Below are 14,908 nucleotides of genomic sequence, written 5' to 3' on the forward strand. Positions count from 1 at the left end.
TGACCTCGCGCCCCGCGATCAGCCGTGCAGGCGGGCCGCCTTGAGGGCCATGTGGAGCAGCAGGCGGTCCTCGCCCTCGCCCAGGTCCAGGCCGGTCAGCTGCTCCACCCGGGAGAGCCGGTAGTACAGGGTCTGGCGGTGGATGCCCAGGGCCGCCGCCGCGCGGCCCGCCTGGCCCGCGCAGTCGAGGAACAGCTCGGCGGTCCGGGCGAGTTCCCGGTGCGCGGGGCCGAGCAGGGTCCGGGTCGCCGGGTCGCCCTCGTGGTCGGCGGCCGCGAGCGCCGCCAGCATCCGGTACGGGCCGATCGCCGACCACTGGGCCACCGGGCCGAACCGGGGCTGGGCCGCGGCCGCCCGCGCCGCCGCCGAGGCCTCCGCCCAGGCGTCGGCCAGCGCCGTCAGCTCCCTGCGGGGCTCCGCGATCCCGGCGGTCGCCGCGCCACTCGCCAGCAGCCGCGTCGCGACACCGACGGCGGGGACGAGCACTTCCGCCGAGCGGAGCCTGACCAGTACGGCGAGCGCGTGCCGCCCCGGCAGGGCGACCGTGCACACCGCCGCCGCGCCCGGCACCGACGCCGGGGCCTCGCCGCCCCACGGCGTCACGCACACCACCGCGTGCAGCCCGTCCGCCCCCGGCCCCAGCGCCAACCGCAGCGCCGCCACCGCCATGTCCTGCTGCCAGCCCCGGCCGGCCGTGAGCACCGCCCGGAACTCCCGGGACAGGTCGGCCCCCGCCTTCGCCTCCTCGGCGAGCAGGATCCCGATCCGCTCGGCCACCTCCATGGCCGCCGCCAGGACGTCCGGCCCGGGGCCCGGCTCCTGGTCGAGGAGCCATACGTAGCCCTGCACGATCCCGCGGTAGCGCACCGGCAGGCAGATCCGCCCCCGGAAGACCCCCGCGTCCGGCGCCGCCGGGATCCGTACCGGCCCGGTCGCCCGCGCGATGCCGAAGCCCTCGAACCAGGCCCGTACGGCCGCCGTCGACTGGCGGGTCAGGATCGAGCGGGTGCGCACCGGGTCCATCGCGAGATCGTCGTCGCTGTCGTGCGCGCCGAAGGCGATGAGGCGGAAGTCCCGGTTCTCCAGCGTCGCCGGAGCGCCGAGAAGCGCCGAGATCTCATCCACCAGGTCCTGGTAATCGCCCTTCACCCGGACATTCTCCCACCCGGAAACCCGGTCTTCAGACAGATGTATGAGATCGGGGACACGGATGCGTGACAGCTGTCGATGGCAGAGGATCAAAGCGATCCTTAGGTTTCACGGTGGTTTTACTTGCGTTTTCCTCATGGCCCCCGCTCACCCCCGCGCGGACCGTACGTCTGTTTCTGCCACCTGTTGGAGGTGCCCCGTGCTGGGTCCCGCGATCCTCGCCGCTTCGCGCAGCGACAAGATGCGCCGAATCGTCTCTGCCGCCCCGGTGACCAAGCCCGTGGTGAACCGGTTCATCCCCGGTGAGACGGTCGACCAGGTCATCCCGATCGTCATGGACCTCACGCAGAAGGGCCTCGAGATCACGCTCGACGTGGTGGGCGAGGACATCACCACCGTGGAGCAGTCCTACGCCGCGCGTGACGCCTACCTCGAGCTCATCGAGCACCTGGCCGCCCTGGAGCTGGGCGAGACGGTCGAGATGTCCGTCAAGCTGTCGATGTTCGGCCAGGCGCTGGAGGGCGGCCACGAGCTCGCGCTCGCCAACGTCCGCCCGGTCGTCGAGGCCGCCGCGGCCATCGGCACCACCGTCACGCTGGACGCCGAGGACCACACCACCCTCGACTCGATGTTCGCCATCCACGAGGAGCTGCGCCGGGACTTCCCGCAGACCGGCTGCGTGATCCAGGCGTACCTCTTCCGCACCGAGGCCGACGCCCGCCGCCTGGCCGCCGCCGGCAGCCGCGTCCGGATCGTGAAGGGCGCGTACAAGGAGCCCGCCGAGGTCGCGTACCAGGACAAGGCCGAGATCGACAAGGCGTACGTCCGCATCCTGAAGACGCTGATGGAGGGCGAGGGCTACCCGATGATCGGGTCGCACGACCCGCGCCTCATCGCCATCGCCCAGGAGCTCGCCCGCAAGGCGGGGCGCAAGCTGGACGAGTACGAGTTCCAGATGCTGTACGGCATCCGCAGCGAGGAGCACCTGCGGCTCGCCGCCGAGGGCCACCGCATGCGCGTCTACACCGCGTACGGGACGGACTGGTACGGCTACTTCATGCGGCGCCTCGCCGAGAAGCCGGCCAACCTCCTGTTCTTCCTCCGCTCGATGATCACCAAGAACTAGCCAAGAACCAGGTCAAGGAGTTACCAGTCCCATGGATGCTGTGACCCAGGTCCCCGCGCCGGTCAACGAGCCGGTCCACTCGTACGCCCCCGGCACCCCGGAGCGCGCGCGTCTCGAGACGCAGCTCAAGCTGCTCTCCGAGAACCCGATCGACCTGCCGATGACGATCAACGGCGTCAAGCGCATGGGCGGGGGCGAGCGCTTCGACGTCGTCCAGCCGCACGACCACAAGTCCGTGCTCGGCACCTTCGCCAACGCCACCGAGGCCGACGCCCAGGAGGCCGTCGACGCCGCCCTGGCCGCCGCCCCGGCCTGGCGCGCGATGTCCTTCGACGACCGCGCCGCGATCATCCTGCGCGCCGCCGAGCTGCTGTCCGGCCCGTGGCGCGAGAAGCTGGCCGCCTCCACCATGCTGGGCCAGTCGAAGACCGCGCAGCAGGCCGAGATCGACACCCCGTGCGAGCTCGTCGACTTCTGGCGCTTCAACGTCCACTTCGCCCGCCAGATCCTGGCCGAGCAGCCGGTCGCGAACTCCGCCGGCGTGTGGAACCGCAGCGACCACCGCCCGCTCGAGGGTTTCGTCTACGCGATCACGCCGTTCAACTTCACGGCCATCGCCGGCAACCTGCCGACCGCCCCCGCCCTGATGGGCAACGTGGTCGTCTGGAAGCCGTCCCCGACGCAGACCCACTCCGCGGTCCTCCTGATGGAGCTCCTGGAGGAGGCCGGCCTGCCGAAGGGCGTCATCAACCTGGTGACGGGCGACGGCATCGCCGTGTCCGAGGTGGCCCTGAACCACCCCGAGCTGGCCGGCATCCACTTCACGGGTTCGACCAAGACCTTCCAGTACCTGTGGAAGACGGTCGGCAACAACATCGAGAAGTACAAGTCCTACCCGCGCCTGGTCGGCGAGACCGGCGGCAAGGACTTCGTCGTCGCGCACCCGTCCGCGGACCGCGCCGTCCTGAAGACCGCCCTGACCCGCGGCTCCTTCGAGTTCCAGGGCCAGAAGTGCTCGGCGTCCTCGCGCGCCTACGTCCCGGCCTCGATCTGGAACGACGGCTTCAAGGAGGCCTTCGCGGCCGAGGTCGACGGCATCACCATGGGTGACGTCCGCGACCTGACGAACTTCATCGGCGCCGTCATCGACGAGCGTTCGTTCGCGAAGAACAAGGCTGCGATCGACCGGGCGAAGGCCGACCCGACCTGCGAGATCATCGCCGGTGGCACGTACGACGACTCGGAGGGCTACTTCGTCCGCCCGACCGTCATCGCGTGCACCGACCCGGAGAACGAGGTCTTCACGACCGAGTACTTCGGCCCGATCCTGGCGATCCACGTGTACGAGGACGCCGAGTTCGACGCGATGCTGGCCCAGATGGAGTCGGTGTCGGCGTACGCGCTGACCGGCTCGATCATCGCCGCCGACCGCTACGCGGCCGCGGACGCGATGGAGAAGCTCCGCTTCGCGGCGGGCAACTTCTACATCAACGACAAGTCGACCGGCGCCGTGGTCGGCCAGCAGCCCTTCGGCGGCGGCCGCGCCTCGGGTACGAACGACAAGGCCGGCGCCGCATCGAACCTGATGCGCTGGACCTCGACCCGCTCCATCAAGGAGACCCTGGTCGCGCCGACGGACTACGCGTACCCGCACATGGGCTGATCCTGCCCCGCTGAACCCCGCCCCCGTTCCGGTACCCCCAAGTCCGGATCGGGGGCGGTTCCAGTTGCGCCCTTGCCCGGTCAGGGGATCAGGACCACCTTGCCGAGGTTGCGGCGCTCCTCGATGAGCCGGTGCGCGCGGGCCGCCTCGGCCAGCGGGATCTCCCCGTGCACGGCGGGGCGCAGCGAGCCGTCCGCGTACGCCTCCCACAGCTCGCGCCGCCAGCCCTCGTACACCTCGGGCCGGCCCTGCGCGACGGCCCGGATCTGGAAGCCGATCACCGAGGCGCCGCGCACGAGCAGCTCGTACGCCTCCACCGCGCCGCCGCCCGAGCCGTACGCCACCAGCCGCCCGCCCGTGGCCAGGGCCCGCACGGCGGGGCCGAGCAGCTCGCCGCCGACCCCGTCGAGGACCACGTCGTACGGCTCGCCCCAGGAGGCGGGGTCTTCGTACAGCACGACCTCGTCGGCGCCGAGGCTCCGGACGAAGCCGGCCTTGTCCGGGCCGGACACGGCGGCGCCCAGCCGGCCCGCCCCGCCGGCCCGGGCCAGCTGGAGCGCGAGGCTGCCGACCCCGCTCGCGGCGGCCGTGACCAGTACGGACTCCCCGGGCCGGACCTGCCCCGCCTCCCAGGCACCGCGGGCGACGAGCCCGCTGCGCACGAGCGCGACGGCGTCCACGGAGCCGACCCCTTCGGGGACGGCGGAGGCGAAGGGGGCCCCGAGGAGCGCGTACTCGGCGTACCCGTGGCCGAAGCACAGCCCGGTGACCCGGTCCCCGACGGCGAAGCCCGTCACCCCCTCGCCGAGCGCGGCGACGGTCCCCGCGACCTCCCCGCCGAGCGGTATCGCCCCGTCGCCCTCCCGCACCTTGCGCACGACGGGCAGCGTCACCCCGACGGCCTCGACCGCGACGAGCAACTCCCCGGAGCCGGGGACGGGCACGTCCGCCTCCTCGGCGAACAACACCTCGGGGCCGCCGTTGACTGCGTGGCGGATGCGGAGCACAGGACCTCCCGGACCGGTGGATTCGTTGGGAGTCCCAACGGTATAGGAGATCGGGGGATCGTGGGGAGTCCCAACGAATTGCTAGGCTGGGCTCATGACGTCGGCCCTCGCACACATCCAGTCCCTGCCGAGCTGGCTCGTCGGCCGGGTCGCGGCGCGCGGCCGGAGCCTGGTCGCCGAGGCGCTGGCCGCGGAGGGGCTGAAGCTCGCGCACCACGCGGTGCTGGCGGCGACCGCCGAGTACGGCCCGGTGGCCCAGGCCGACCTCGGCCGCCGGCTCGGCATCGACCCCAAGGACCTGGTCGGCCTCCTCAACCACCTGGAAGCCGCCGGCCTCGTCTTGCGCGCCCCGAACCCGGCGGACCGCCGCAAGAACGCGGTCACCCTCACCCCGGCGGGCGACGCCACCCTCACCCGCTGCGCGACCCTGGCCGCAACGGCGAACGCCGCATTCCTGTCCCCGCTGACCGCGGAGGAGCGCAGCACCCTGATGGCGTTGCTGACCCGCATCCACGAGGCCGCGTAGAACTTCGGGTAAGTCTTGTCAGCCTGGGGTCGGTTGTCGCGTACGCCGATGTGGCGGAAGGCCGGCGTGGGGTCTGCCCGTCGGCGGGTAAGGGCTAGACCTCGACCAGGACCTGGGTCAGGGATTTGCGGGTCAGGTCCGGGACCTCGCAGTCGTCCGCGGGGTAGCCGACCGGGATGACCGCGAAGGCCTTCTCGTTCTCCGGGCGGCGCAGGACGTGGGAGAGGAAGCGCATCGGGCTCGGGGTGTGGATCAGGGCCGCGAGGCCGCTGAGGTGGAGGGCGGTCAGGAGCATGCCGACCGCGATGCCGACCGACTCGTCCACGTAGTAGTGCTTGCGCTTCGTGCCGTCCGGGCCGAGCCAGTGGCGCTGCTGGAAGACGACGATCAGTGCGGGGGCGTCGGTGAGGTGGGTCTTGACCGCGTCCGTGCCGAGGGGGCGCAGGGCGGCGAGCCATTCGTCGCCGAGGCGGCCGTCGTAGGAGATCAGCTCCTCCTGCTCGGCGGCGTCGCGGATCTGCCGCCGCACGGCCGGGTCCTTGACCAGGACGAAGGTCCACGGCTGCTGGTGGGCCCCGGAGGGCGCGGTCGCCGCGCAGGCGATCGCGTCGCGCACGACCTGCTGCGGGACGGGGTCGGGGGAGAAGCGGCGGACGGTGCGCCGTTCGTCCATCCGCCTCCGCAACTCCGTTGCCCGCACGAGCGATTCCGCGCTCGGCATCCGTTCGGGCCGGTAGGCGACGGGGCGATACGGCTCACCGTGGGTCGGGGTCCACTGCTCGGTCTCGTGCGACATGGACCGATTCTTCCCGCGGGGGCCGGGCCGGGGCCAGGGCCCGTTTCGGTCGCCCTCACGTATTTCCGGCCTTTCCCACGGCCGTTGATAGCGTCGCCGTATGGACATCCTGCTGAGGCACACCTCCCAGCTCGGGGACGGCGAGCTCCGCGAGCTGCGGGAGCTGCTCGACCGGGCTTTCGGCGGGGACTTCGGCGACGACGACTTCGAGCACGCGCTCGGTGGCATGCACGTGCTCGTGCGCGAGGGCGGGGAGCTCGTCGCGCACGGGAGCGTGGTGCAGCGGCGCGTGCTGCACCGGGGTCGGGCCCTGCGGGCCGGATACGTCGAGGCCGTGGCCGTACGGGCGGACCGGCGCCGGCGCGGTCTCGGCGGGAAGGTGATGGCCGCGCTCGAGGGCGTCGTCGAGCGGGCCTACGTACTCGGGGCCCTGTCGGCCTCCGACGACGGGGCTCGGCTGTACGCGGGGCGGGGGTGGGCCGTGTGGGGCGGGCAGATCGGGGCGCTGTCACCCGCCGGGCCGGTGCGGCTCGCCGAGGAGGAGGGGTCGACGTACGTGTGGCTCCCGCCCGGCGGGGTGTGGGGGGATCCCGCCGGGCGGCTCGACTTCGACTGGCGTGACGGGGACGTGCTGTAGGCCGTCGGCCCGAGATGCCGTCGGCCTGAGATGCCGTGGGCCCGAGACGCCGTCAGCCCGAAATGCTGGGCGTGCCCGTCTCGATGTGGCCCGTGTAGCGGCGCGACCAGGTGCCGTCGTTGTCCGCGAGGATCGTGAAGTCGTACCAGCCGTCGTGGTAGGCGACCGCGTTGAAGTAGTCCTCCCGCGAGGAGTTCGCCGGGACGGTGTACGTCCACGGGCCGTCCGAGCGGTAGGCGTTCGAGCGGATCGTGAAGGTGACCGGCGCGGACGACGTGTTCGTCATCTTGAAGTAGACCGCCGTCTTGCCGGTGCCCGGCTCCACCGCGAAGCGGGCCGCCACCTCGATCGCCTTGCCCGCCTTCGACGCGTCGCCGATGAACCGGCGCAGGAACCGGTTCGGCCCGTACATCGAGATGTCGTACTTGCCGGAGCCGCTGCCGAGCCCGATGTTGAAGTAGTCCGTCGACGTCGCACCCGGGTCGACCGTGTACTGCCAGGCCGCCGTGTCCCGGTACTGGTGCGGGTGGATCGAGAAGTGCGCCGGCCGCTTCGCCTGCGCGCCCTGGTTGGTCATCGAGAACCAGGCCAGGATCTTGCCGGCCGCGCCGAACTCGAAGCGGTCCAGATTGCCGTTCACCTGGTACGGAAGGGCCCGCGCGGGGCGGGTTCCGGCCTCCTGCGCCGGGAGCGCGTTGTCCTGCGGCGCCGGGTTGGGCAGCGGGCCGCAGGTCGACTGGCCGATGACTTTCGCGGTCGAGGGCAGCCCTGACGGCACCCCGTACACCGGGTGCGCGAAGTCGAAGACGCCCGTCAGGTCGCCCACCACCTTGCGGCGCCAGGCGCTGATGTTCGGGCAGGTCGCCGGGGTGCCGAGGGCCGCCGTCCAGGTCTCCATGAAGCGCAGCACCGAGGTGTGGTCGAAGACCTCCGAGCTCACCCAGCCGCCGCGCGTCCACGGGGACATGACCAGCATCGGCACGCGGAAGCCGAGGCCGATCGGGGTGCCGTCGATGTACTCGCCCGGGGTGCCGGGCGGGGCGACCGGCGGCGGGACGTGGTCGAAGAAGCCGTCGTTCTCGTCGTAGTTCAGGAACAGGACGGTGGAGTCGAAGACCTCCGGATTCGCGGCCAGCGCCCGGTAGACGAGGTCCACGAAGTGCGCGCCGTCGCCGGGCGGGGCGTACGGGTGCTCCGAGAAGGCCTCGCTCGCGACGACCCAGGAGACCTGGGGCAGCGTGCCGGCGACGACGTCCGCGCGGATGGCGGCCGCGATGTCGTCCGGGGTGGAGCCGGTGACCTTCGGGACGGAGCCCATGCCGCGGTCCCACAGCGGGTTGCCGGGCGCCGCGTCCGTGAACTTCTTGAAGTAGGCCAGCCCGTTGTCGCCGTAGTTGTCCTGGGCGTTCTGGTAGACCTTCCAGCTCATGCCGGCCCGCTGCAGGGCCTCCGCGTACGTCTCCCAGGTCAGCCCGGACTCGTCGCCGCCGTCCTTGCTGCCCGCGTCGACCTTGCCGCTCCACAGGAAGGTGCGGTTCGGGCCGGTCGCGCTCAGCGTGGAGCAGAAGTACGCGTCGCAGACCGTGTAGTGGTCGGCGAGCCCGTAGTGGAACGGTATGTCGCCGCGGTCCAGGTAGCCGAGCGTGCGGGTGTTGCCCACGCCCAAGACCCAGTTGTCCATGCGGCCCTTGTTCCAGGCGGCGTGCTGCGAGGTCCAGCTGTGCGGGAGGTCGCCGTTGCACTGGGCCAGGGTCTCGCCGTCGACCCCGCCCGCCGGCGGGGTGGCGCTGAGCTTCCACGGGTACTGGCGGCCGCCCCAGTTGGGCTGGTTGAACATGCCCCAGCCGCCCGGGATGTTGCCGGCGGCGCGGTCACCGAAGCCGCGGACACCCTTCAGCCTGCCGAAGTAGTGGTCGAAGCTGCGGTTCTCCTGCATCAGGATCACCACGTGCTTCACGTCGGTGATCGTGCCGCTCGCGGCGGCCGCGGACGCCGACGTCGGCGCGATCGCCGGCAGCGCGGCACCGGCCATCAGCCCGGCGCCGATTCCCACGAAACCTCTGCGGCTGATCGGTGTCACTGGCTACTCGCCTCCAACTCAAGTGCCCCGGTGGCACATTGACGGAAAGAGTGACGGGCGCCGCGCCAAAGGTCTACATCCGTGCGGTAAGAAGTCGGTGAACATCCGGTTGGCTGGATTCAGCCCTCGAGACGGACGAGCATCTTGCCCAGATTGTCCCCGCGGAGCATGCCCAGGAAGGCGTCCACCGTGTGATCGATTCCCTGTACAACAGTGGTGTCCGTGCCGACGCTGCCGCTCTGCAGGTGCGGGACCAGGAAGTCCTCCAGCTCGTCCTGCAGATTGGTGTGATTTCGAACCAATACGCCTTCCAGGCGCAGCGACTTGTGGACGACCTCGAAGAGGTTGCGGGGCGCGGCCGGCGAGCGGTCCCCGTTGTACATCGAGATCCCGCCGACCCAGGCGACCCGCCCGTACTCGCGCAGCACGTCGATCGCGCCCGCCAGGTGGTCCCCGCCCACGTTGTCCACGTACACGTCGATGCCGTCGGGGGCGGCCTTCGCGAGCTGCTCGCCGACCGGCCCGTCGTGGTAGTCGAAGGCCGCGTCGAAGCCGAGCACGTCGGTGAGGTGGCGGACCTTCGCCGCCGAGCCCGCGCTGCCGATGATCCGGCGGGCGCCCAGCAGCCGCGCGATGCGGCCGGTCGCGGTGCCGACCCCGCCCGCGGCGGCGGAGACGAAGAGGTCCTCGCCCTCGCGCAGCGCCGCCGTCCGGGTCAGTGCGGCGTACGCGGTCAAGCCGGTGCCGCCGAGGATGCTCAGGTACGCCTCCAGCGGGACGCCCTCGTGGCCGCGCAGCTTCCGGGTGCCGGCCACGCCGAGCGTGACGAGGGCGTGCGTACGCCAGCCCTCGCGGTGGAAGACCAGGTCGCCCTCGCGCAGCCCCGGGTCGTGGGAGGCGAGCACCCGGCCCACCGCGCGGCCCTCCAGCGGGGTGTTCAGCTCGAAGCCGCCCTCGCCGCCGTCCATCAGCCCGCGGTGGTACGGGTCCACCGAGAGCAGGAGGTTCTGCACCAGGGCGGTGCCCGCGGCGGGGGAGGGGACCGGGGTCTCGACGTACGCGAAGTCCGTCGGGGAGGGGATGCCGGTGGGACGGGCGATCAGGTGGACGGTGTGGCCGGTGTGGTTCGTGGTCATGGCGAGGACGTTAGGAAGGAATCACCGGCCCGGGCAGAGGGTTGCGTTCATGGAAGCCGCACATCCATGAACACCGCTCATAGAACGAGGTGAGGGCCGCCGTGGCCGAGCTCGCTCCGCACGAACTCCGGGTCCTGGTCGCCGTCGCCGAGACCGGCGGCTTCTCCGCCGCGGCCGCGCGGCTCGGCCTCACCCAGTCCGCCGTCTCGCACTCCGTACGCGGCAGCGAGGCCAAGGTCGGCGCGGTGCTCTTCGAACGCGGGCGCACCGGAGCCTCGCCCACCCCGGCGGGAGAGCGGGCCGTCGGCCTCGCCCGCCGGATCCTGCGGCTGTACGAGGTCCTCGGCGCGGAGGCGCGCGGCGCCGGCCGGGACGCAGCGGACCAGGACGCGGTGGAGGGGGTGCTGCGCATCGCGGCGTTCCGCAGCGCGGCCCTGCACCTGCTGCCCCCGGCCCTGGAGCGGCTCACGGCCCGCCACCCCGGCATCCGCCCCGAGGTCCGGGTGGTGCGCGAGCTCGGCGCCGGCACGGCGGGCGAGGTGGCCGCCGGCCGCGCCGACCTCGGCATCGCCACGCTGAACGGGGCGGGTCCCGCACCGGAGGGCGGCGTACCGGAGGGCGGCGCCGCGGGCCTGCTGACCGGGGTGCTCCGGGAAGAGGCGTACGCCTTGGTCCACCCGGCCGGGCACCCCGACCCGAAGACGCTGCCCCTGCTGGACTGGGACGAGAACTGCGGCTCGTACACCCGCGACTGGTGGCGGGCGCAGGACTGGATCCCGCGGGCCACCGTCAAGGCCGAGGACGACGGGATGGTGCTGACCATGGTCGGGCGCGGACTCGGCATGGCGATCCTGCCAGAGCTCTCGCTCCGCGAGGCCACGGACGCCGTGGACATCACCGGACTGGGCCCTTCGGGGCCGGTGAGACGCGTGGGATACGTCACCACGCCGGAATCCGCCGCCACCCTCGGCGTAAGGGCTCTGATCAGGGAACTTCGCTCCGAGAAGCGCTGAATCGGATGCCCGGGAGGCGGCCCTCCGGGCGGTTGCCCGTCTCAGATAGTAGGAAGTCCGAGTAATTGCGGAGACATACAGCGGGACCTGCCCTAGCTTTGTAGAAGCCGAACGTCTCGCCGATCCGGCGAATGGCGGTCGAGAGCGCGCGCCCCTGGCAGGCAACCCCTGCGGCGCACAGCTCCCCGCCTCTTCCGGCGCCTTGAAGGAACCCCTCATCCGTGGCTTCGCCACGCCGTGATCTCAAGGAGTCGATCACCATGACCGCATCCACCGCATCCCGCCGCGTCCGCCACTCCTCCACGGCCGACGCCGACCGCAAGAACGCCGCCGCCGCCCTCCAGCGCGCCCTCGACCGCCGTGACAACGGCGGCTCGACCGGCCACTGAGCGAGGCCCGGCGCCTCAGACGTCTTGCGTCCACATGGTGGACTCAAGATGTCTGAGGGCTGGGACAGGGAGTACGGTTCCGACATGTCGACCAGCATCAATCTCGCAGTGATCCCCGGTGATGGCATCGGCCAGGAAGTCGTGGCTCAGGGCCTCAAGGTCCTTACCGCGGTCCTGCCCCAGGATGTGAAGCTGGAGACCAAGCAGTACGACCTCGGCGCCACGCGCTGGCACCGCACCGGTGAGACCCTCCCGGACGACGAGCTCGAGGCGCTCAAGCACCACGACGCGATCCTGCTGGGCGCCATCGGCGACCCGTCGGTCCCCTCGGGCGTCCTGGAGCGCGGCCTGCTGCTCAAACTCCGCTTCGCGTTCGACCACTTCATCAACCTGCGCCCCTCGAAGCTCTTCCCCAACACGGCCACCCCGCTCGCCGGCCGTCCGGAGATCGACTTCGTCGTGGTCCGCGAGGGCACCGAAGGCCCGTACACCGGCAACGGCGGCAGCCTGCGCACCGGCACCCCCGCCGAGGTGGCCACCGAGGTCAGCATCAACACCGCGTACGGCGTCGAGCGCGTCGTGCGCGATGCGTACGAGCGGGCCAACTCCCGCCCGCGCAAGAAGCTGACGCTGGTCCACAAGAACAACGTCCTCGTGTACGCGGGCCACATGTGGAAGAACATCTTCGACAAGGTCGGCCAGGAGTACCCCGAGGTCACCACCGACTACCTGCACGTCGACGCCGCGACGATCTTCTTCGTCACGCAGCCCGAGCGCTTCGACGTCATCGTCACGGACAACCTCTTCGGTGACATCCTCACCGACCTGGCCGCCGCCGTGACCGGCGGGATCGGCCTGGCCGCCTCCGGGAACATCAACCCGACCGGCGCCTTCCCGTCCATGTTCGAGCCCGTCCACGGCTCGGCCCCGGACATCGCGGGCACCGGCAAGGCCGACCCGACCGCGACGATCCTGTCCGTCGCCCTGCTGCTGCGCCACCTCGGCCACGAGGCCCAGGCCGTCCGCATCGAGGACGCGGTCACCGCCGACCTCGCGGAGCGCGACGGGACCTTCCGCACCACCGACCAGATCGGCGACGCGCTCGCCGCCCGAGTAGCCGGCTGACCCGGCAGCTCCACCTCAGGAAGCCGCCGGGTCGCGCGCACGACGCACCCGGCGGCTTTTCCTGTGCGGCCCCGGGTGCCACCATCTCCCCTGGGCCGCATTCACCCCGCTTCTCCGAAGGCACCTCGCGCGCGATAATCGAACGCGAGACCGCGGAATGCGGGGAAGCTCGGACGTCCTAGTACGCCGTGAGCGCGGTCCGCCATACACAACCGGTGAAGGACAAGCACTCATGACGACGCCCACGATCGAGCTCAAGCCCTCCTCGAACCCGCTGTCCGATGCGGAGCGCGAGGCGATCCTGGCCAGCCCCGGCTTCGGCCGCCACTTCACCGACCACATGGTGACGATCAAGTGGACGGAGGGCCGCGGCTGGCACGACGCCGAACTGGTCCCGTACGCGCCGCTGTCGATGGACCCGGCGAACATGACCCTGCACTACGCGCAGACGATCTTCGAGGGGCTCAAGGCCTACCGCCAGCCCGACGGCACCGTCGCCAGCTTCCGCCCGCAGGCCAACGCCGAGCGCTTCCAGGCCTCCGCCCGCCGCATGGCGATGCCGGAGCTGCCCGCCGAGCTCTTCATCGATGCCTGCGACGCGCTGATCAAGCAGGACTCCGCCTGGGTGCCCTCCTCCGGCGAGGCCTCGCTGTACCTGCGGCCGTTCATGTTCGCGTCCGAGGTCGGCCTCGGCGTCCGCCCGGCCAACGAGTTCCTCTTCATGGTCATCGCCTCGCCCGCCGGCGCGTACTTCCCCGGCGGCGTCCAGCCCGTCTCCGTCTGGCTCTCCGAGGAGTACGTCCGCGCCGTCAAGGGCGGTACGGGCGCGGCCAAGACCGGCGGCAACTACGCGGCTTCCCTCGTGGCGCAGGCCCAGGCCGCCGAGCACGGCTGCGACCAGGTGGTCTGGCTCGACGCCGTCGAGCACCGCTGGATCGAGGAGATGGGCGGCATGAACCTGTACTTCGTGTACGGCGACCGCATCGTCACCCCGGAGCTGACCGGCTCGCTCCTGCCGGGCATCACCCGCGACTCCCTCCTCACCATCGCCCGCGACCTCGGCTACACCGCCGAGGAGGGACGTATCTCCACCGAGGACTGGAAGCGCGACAACGAGAACGGCACCCTGACCGAGGTGTTCGCCTGCGGCACCGCCGCCGTCATCACCCCGGTCGGCTCGGTCAAGTCCGAGCGCGCCAACTGGACCCAGGGCGACGGACAGCCCGGCGAGGTCACCATGAAGCTCCGCAAGGCGCTGCTGGACCTCCAGACCGGCCACACCGCCGACACCCACGGCTGGATGCACCCGCTGGGCTAGTCCGGCAGCGCACCCGCCACGACGAGGTCCCGGCCGGGGAGGCCGGGGCCTCGTCGTGCGTACGGGACCCGGTCCGCCGGGCGGTGCGGGCAGGCCGCCGCACCCGTCCGTGCCACCCGAACGGGGGTACGCCGGCACCGTTGCGCGCCGTCCGCCTGCCGAGGGCGCGGGGGCCGCCCCGGGCCCGTGCCCTCGGGTGTCGCGGGCCCGCCCGCCGCTGCGCGGGACCGCACGGGTCCGGTCCGTTCGGAGATGCGGTGGATCCACCGGCGTGCGACGTTGATCGCGCCTGTCCATAGCGGCGCCGGACACCGGCTCCGGGCGGCACGGTACGCCCCAGCGGCGTGAATCTCTCGTACGTCGGCCGCCCCGGCCGGCGGGAAGGCGGATCCCCATGAAGCGGTTCGTTGCCTCCGGCCTGCTGTGCACGGTCGCGGTACTCGGCGCCTCGGCATGCTCCAGCGACGACGACTCGACGCCGCAGGAGGCAGCCTCGTCGGCCAGCGCCGCGCTGTGCACCAACCTGGTCCAGTTGAAGTCGGACAACGCCGCGCTCAAGGCGTTGAATCCGGCCACGGCGACCAAGGACCAGTTGAAGTCGGCGTACGACGCCGTCCAGGAGGACTGGAAGAAGGTCAAGGAGAGCACCTCGGCACTGAAGTCGGCCGAGAAGGACGCCGTCACGACGGCCGCGGAGAACCTCAAGAAGGCCTACGAGGACCTGCCGGGCGACACCACGGGCAAGGACGCGATCACCCAGCTCCAGCCGCAGGTCCAGGCGCTGGACACCGCGGCCACCCAGGCGACGACCTCGCAGAACTGCCGTTAGCGCGCGACGGCGACGGCGACGGCGACGGCCGCGGGGGGGGGGGGGGGGGGGGGGGGGGGGGAGGAGGAGGGGGGGGGGGGGGGGGGGGGGCGGGGGGGGGGGGGGGGGGTAGGG

At 71.8% G+C, this 14,908-nt stretch carries 14 protein-coding genes; 9 read left to right on the forward strand and 5 right to left on the reverse strand.

The genetic code is table 11. The features are described 5' to 3' along the window. Nucleotides 1-18: 18 nt before the first annotated feature. Nucleotides 19-1,149: a PucR family transcriptional regulator gene (locus tag ACZ49B_RS02110; protein WP_468299548.1), complete on the reverse strand. Its 1,131-nt coding sequence runs from the start codon at nt 1,147-1,149 to the stop codon at nt 19-21. Between the two features lie 199 nt (nt 1,150-1,348). Here ACZ49B_RS02110 and ACZ49B_RS02115 point away from each other — a divergent pair, with 199 nt between their 5' ends. Then, nucleotides 1,349-2,275: a proline dehydrogenase family protein gene (locus ACZ49B_RS02115; protein WP_468299550.1), complete on the forward strand. Its 927-nt coding sequence runs from the start codon at nt 1,349-1,351 to the stop codon at nt 2,273-2,275. A 31-nt stretch (nt 2,276-2,306) separates the two neighbouring features. Further along, complete coding sequence (pruA, locus tag ACZ49B_RS02120; RefSeq protein ID WP_468299552.1) at nt 2,307-3,938, forward strand: L-glutamate gamma-semialdehyde dehydrogenase; 1,632 nt, start codon at nt 2,307-2,309, stop codon at nt 3,936-3,938. An 80-nt stretch (nt 3,939-4,018) separates the two neighbouring features. Here the strand turns inward: pruA and ACZ49B_RS02125 are convergent, their stop codons facing one another. Further along, nucleotides 4,019-4,945 carry a quinone oxidoreductase family protein gene (locus ACZ49B_RS02125; protein WP_468299554.1) on the reverse strand — a complete coding sequence of 309 codons (927 nt, stop codon included), beginning with the start codon at nt 4,943-4,945 and terminating at the stop codon, nt 4,019-4,021. 94 nt (nt 4,946-5,039) lie between these two features. Between ACZ49B_RS02125 and ACZ49B_RS02130 the strand changes: the two genes are divergently transcribed. Then, nucleotides 5,040-5,471 carry a MarR family winged helix-turn-helix transcriptional regulator gene (locus tag ACZ49B_RS02130; RefSeq protein ID WP_468299556.1) on the forward strand — a complete coding sequence of 144 codons (432 nt, stop codon included), beginning with the start codon at nt 5,040-5,042 and terminating at the stop codon, nt 5,469-5,471. 94 nt (nt 5,472-5,565) lie between these two features. On the opposite strand, the gene ACZ49B_RS02135 is transcribed toward ACZ49B_RS02130, so the two are convergent. After that, entirely contained in the window at nt 5,566-6,267 is a 702-nt protein-coding gene (locus ACZ49B_RS02135) for a nitroreductase family protein (RefSeq protein ID WP_468299558.1), read from the reverse strand. A gap of 100 nt (nt 6,268-6,367) precedes the next feature. Here ACZ49B_RS02135 and ACZ49B_RS02140 point away from each other — a divergent pair, with 100 nt between their 5' ends. Then, nucleotides 6,368-6,904 (forward strand): GNAT family N-acetyltransferase, encoded by a 537-nt coding sequence (locus tag ACZ49B_RS02140; protein ID WP_468299560.1) that lies wholly within the window; start codon nt 6,368-6,370, stop codon nt 6,902-6,904. 52 nt (nt 6,905-6,956) lie between these two features. Here the strand turns inward: ACZ49B_RS02140 and ACZ49B_RS02145 are convergent, their stop codons facing one another. Together ACZ49B_RS02145 and ACZ49B_RS02150 are read right to left on the reverse strand one after the other, a co-directional pair. Continuing rightward, entirely contained in the window at nt 6,957-8,984 is a 2,028-nt protein-coding gene (locus ACZ49B_RS02145) for a phosphocholine-specific phospholipase C (RefSeq protein ID WP_468299562.1), read from the reverse strand. A gap of 119 nt (nt 8,985-9,103) precedes the next feature. Next, complete coding sequence (locus tag ACZ49B_RS02150) at nt 9,104-10,120, reverse strand: NADP-dependent oxidoreductase (protein WP_468299564.1); 1,017 nt, start codon at nt 10,118-10,120, stop codon at nt 9,104-9,106. A 101-nt stretch (nt 10,121-10,221) separates the two neighbouring features. On the opposite strand from ACZ49B_RS02150, the gene ACZ49B_RS02155 reads away from it, so the two are divergent. The 5 genes from ACZ49B_RS02155 to ACZ49B_RS02175 all read left to right on the forward strand — a co-directional run bounded on the left by ACZ49B_RS02155 (nt 10,222) and on the right by ACZ49B_RS02175 (nt 14,794). Further along, a complete protein-coding gene (locus ACZ49B_RS02155) occupies nt 10,222-11,133 on the forward strand; it encodes a LysR family transcriptional regulator (RefSeq protein ID WP_468299566.1) in 912 nt (303 codons plus the stop codon). Nucleotides 11,134-11,393: 260 nt separating this feature from the next. Continuing rightward, nucleotides 11,394-11,522, forward strand: a complete 129-nt coding sequence (locus tag ACZ49B_RS02160; protein ID WP_468299568.1) for a hypothetical protein — start codon at nt 11,394-11,396, stop codon at nt 11,520-11,522. 84 nt (nt 11,523-11,606) lie between these two features. Continuing rightward, the gene (locus tag ACZ49B_RS02165) at nt 11,607-12,647 is read left to right on the forward strand and encodes a 3-isopropylmalate dehydrogenase (protein ID WP_365955406.1); all 1,041 of its coding nucleotides are present in this window, start codon (nt 11,607-11,609) and stop codon (nt 12,645-12,647) included. 232 nt (nt 12,648-12,879) lie between these two features. Further along, nucleotides 12,880-13,965, forward strand: coding sequence for a branched-chain amino acid aminotransferase (locus ACZ49B_RS02170; RefSeq protein ID WP_468299570.1), 1,086 nt, complete (start codon nt 12,880-12,882; stop codon nt 13,963-13,965). Between the two features lie 394 nt (nt 13,966-14,359). Further along, nucleotides 14,360-14,794 carry a hypothetical protein gene (locus ACZ49B_RS02175; protein WP_468299572.1) on the forward strand — a complete coding sequence of 145 codons (435 nt, stop codon included), beginning with the start codon at nt 14,360-14,362 and terminating at the stop codon, nt 14,792-14,794. Nucleotides 14,795-14,908 lie beyond the last annotated feature (114 nt).

This window comes from Streptomyces sp. NPDC031132 (assembly GCF_055570595.1).

Bases quoted from the DNA above. Each gene is read 5' to 3' on its own strand.
- pruA (WP_468299552.1), top strand. From the start codon at position 2,307: ATGGATGCTGTGACCCAGGTCCCCGCGCCGGTCAACGAGCCGGTCCAC.
- ACZ49B_RS02130 (WP_468299556.1), top strand. From the start codon at position 5,040: ATGACGTCGGCCCTCGCACACATCCAGTCCCTGCCGAGCTGGCTCGTC.
- ACZ49B_RS02135 (WP_468299558.1), bottom strand. From the start codon at position 6,267: ATGTCGCACGAGACCGAGCAGTGGACCCCGACCCACGGTGAGCCGTAT.
- ACZ49B_RS02140 (WP_468299560.1), top strand. From the start codon at position 6,368: ATGGACATCCTGCTGAGGCACACCTCCCAGCTCGGGGACGGCGAGCTC.
- ACZ49B_RS02150 (WP_468299564.1), bottom strand. From the start codon at position 10,120: ATGACCACGAACCACACCGGCCACACCGTCCACCTGATCGCCCGTCCC.
- ACZ49B_RS02160 (WP_468299568.1), top strand. From the start codon at position 11,394: ATGACCGCATCCACCGCATCCCGCCGCGTCCGCCACTCCTCCACGGCC.
- ACZ49B_RS02165 (WP_365955406.1), top strand. From the start codon at position 11,607: ATGTCGACCAGCATCAATCTCGCAGTGATCCCCGGTGATGGCATCGGC.
- ACZ49B_RS02170 (WP_468299570.1), top strand. From the start codon at position 12,880: ATGACGACGCCCACGATCGAGCTCAAGCCCTCCTCGAACCCGCTGTCC.
- ACZ49B_RS02175 (WP_468299572.1), top strand. From the start codon at position 14,360: ATGAAGCGGTTCGTTGCCTCCGGCCTGCTGTGCACGGTCGCGGTACTC.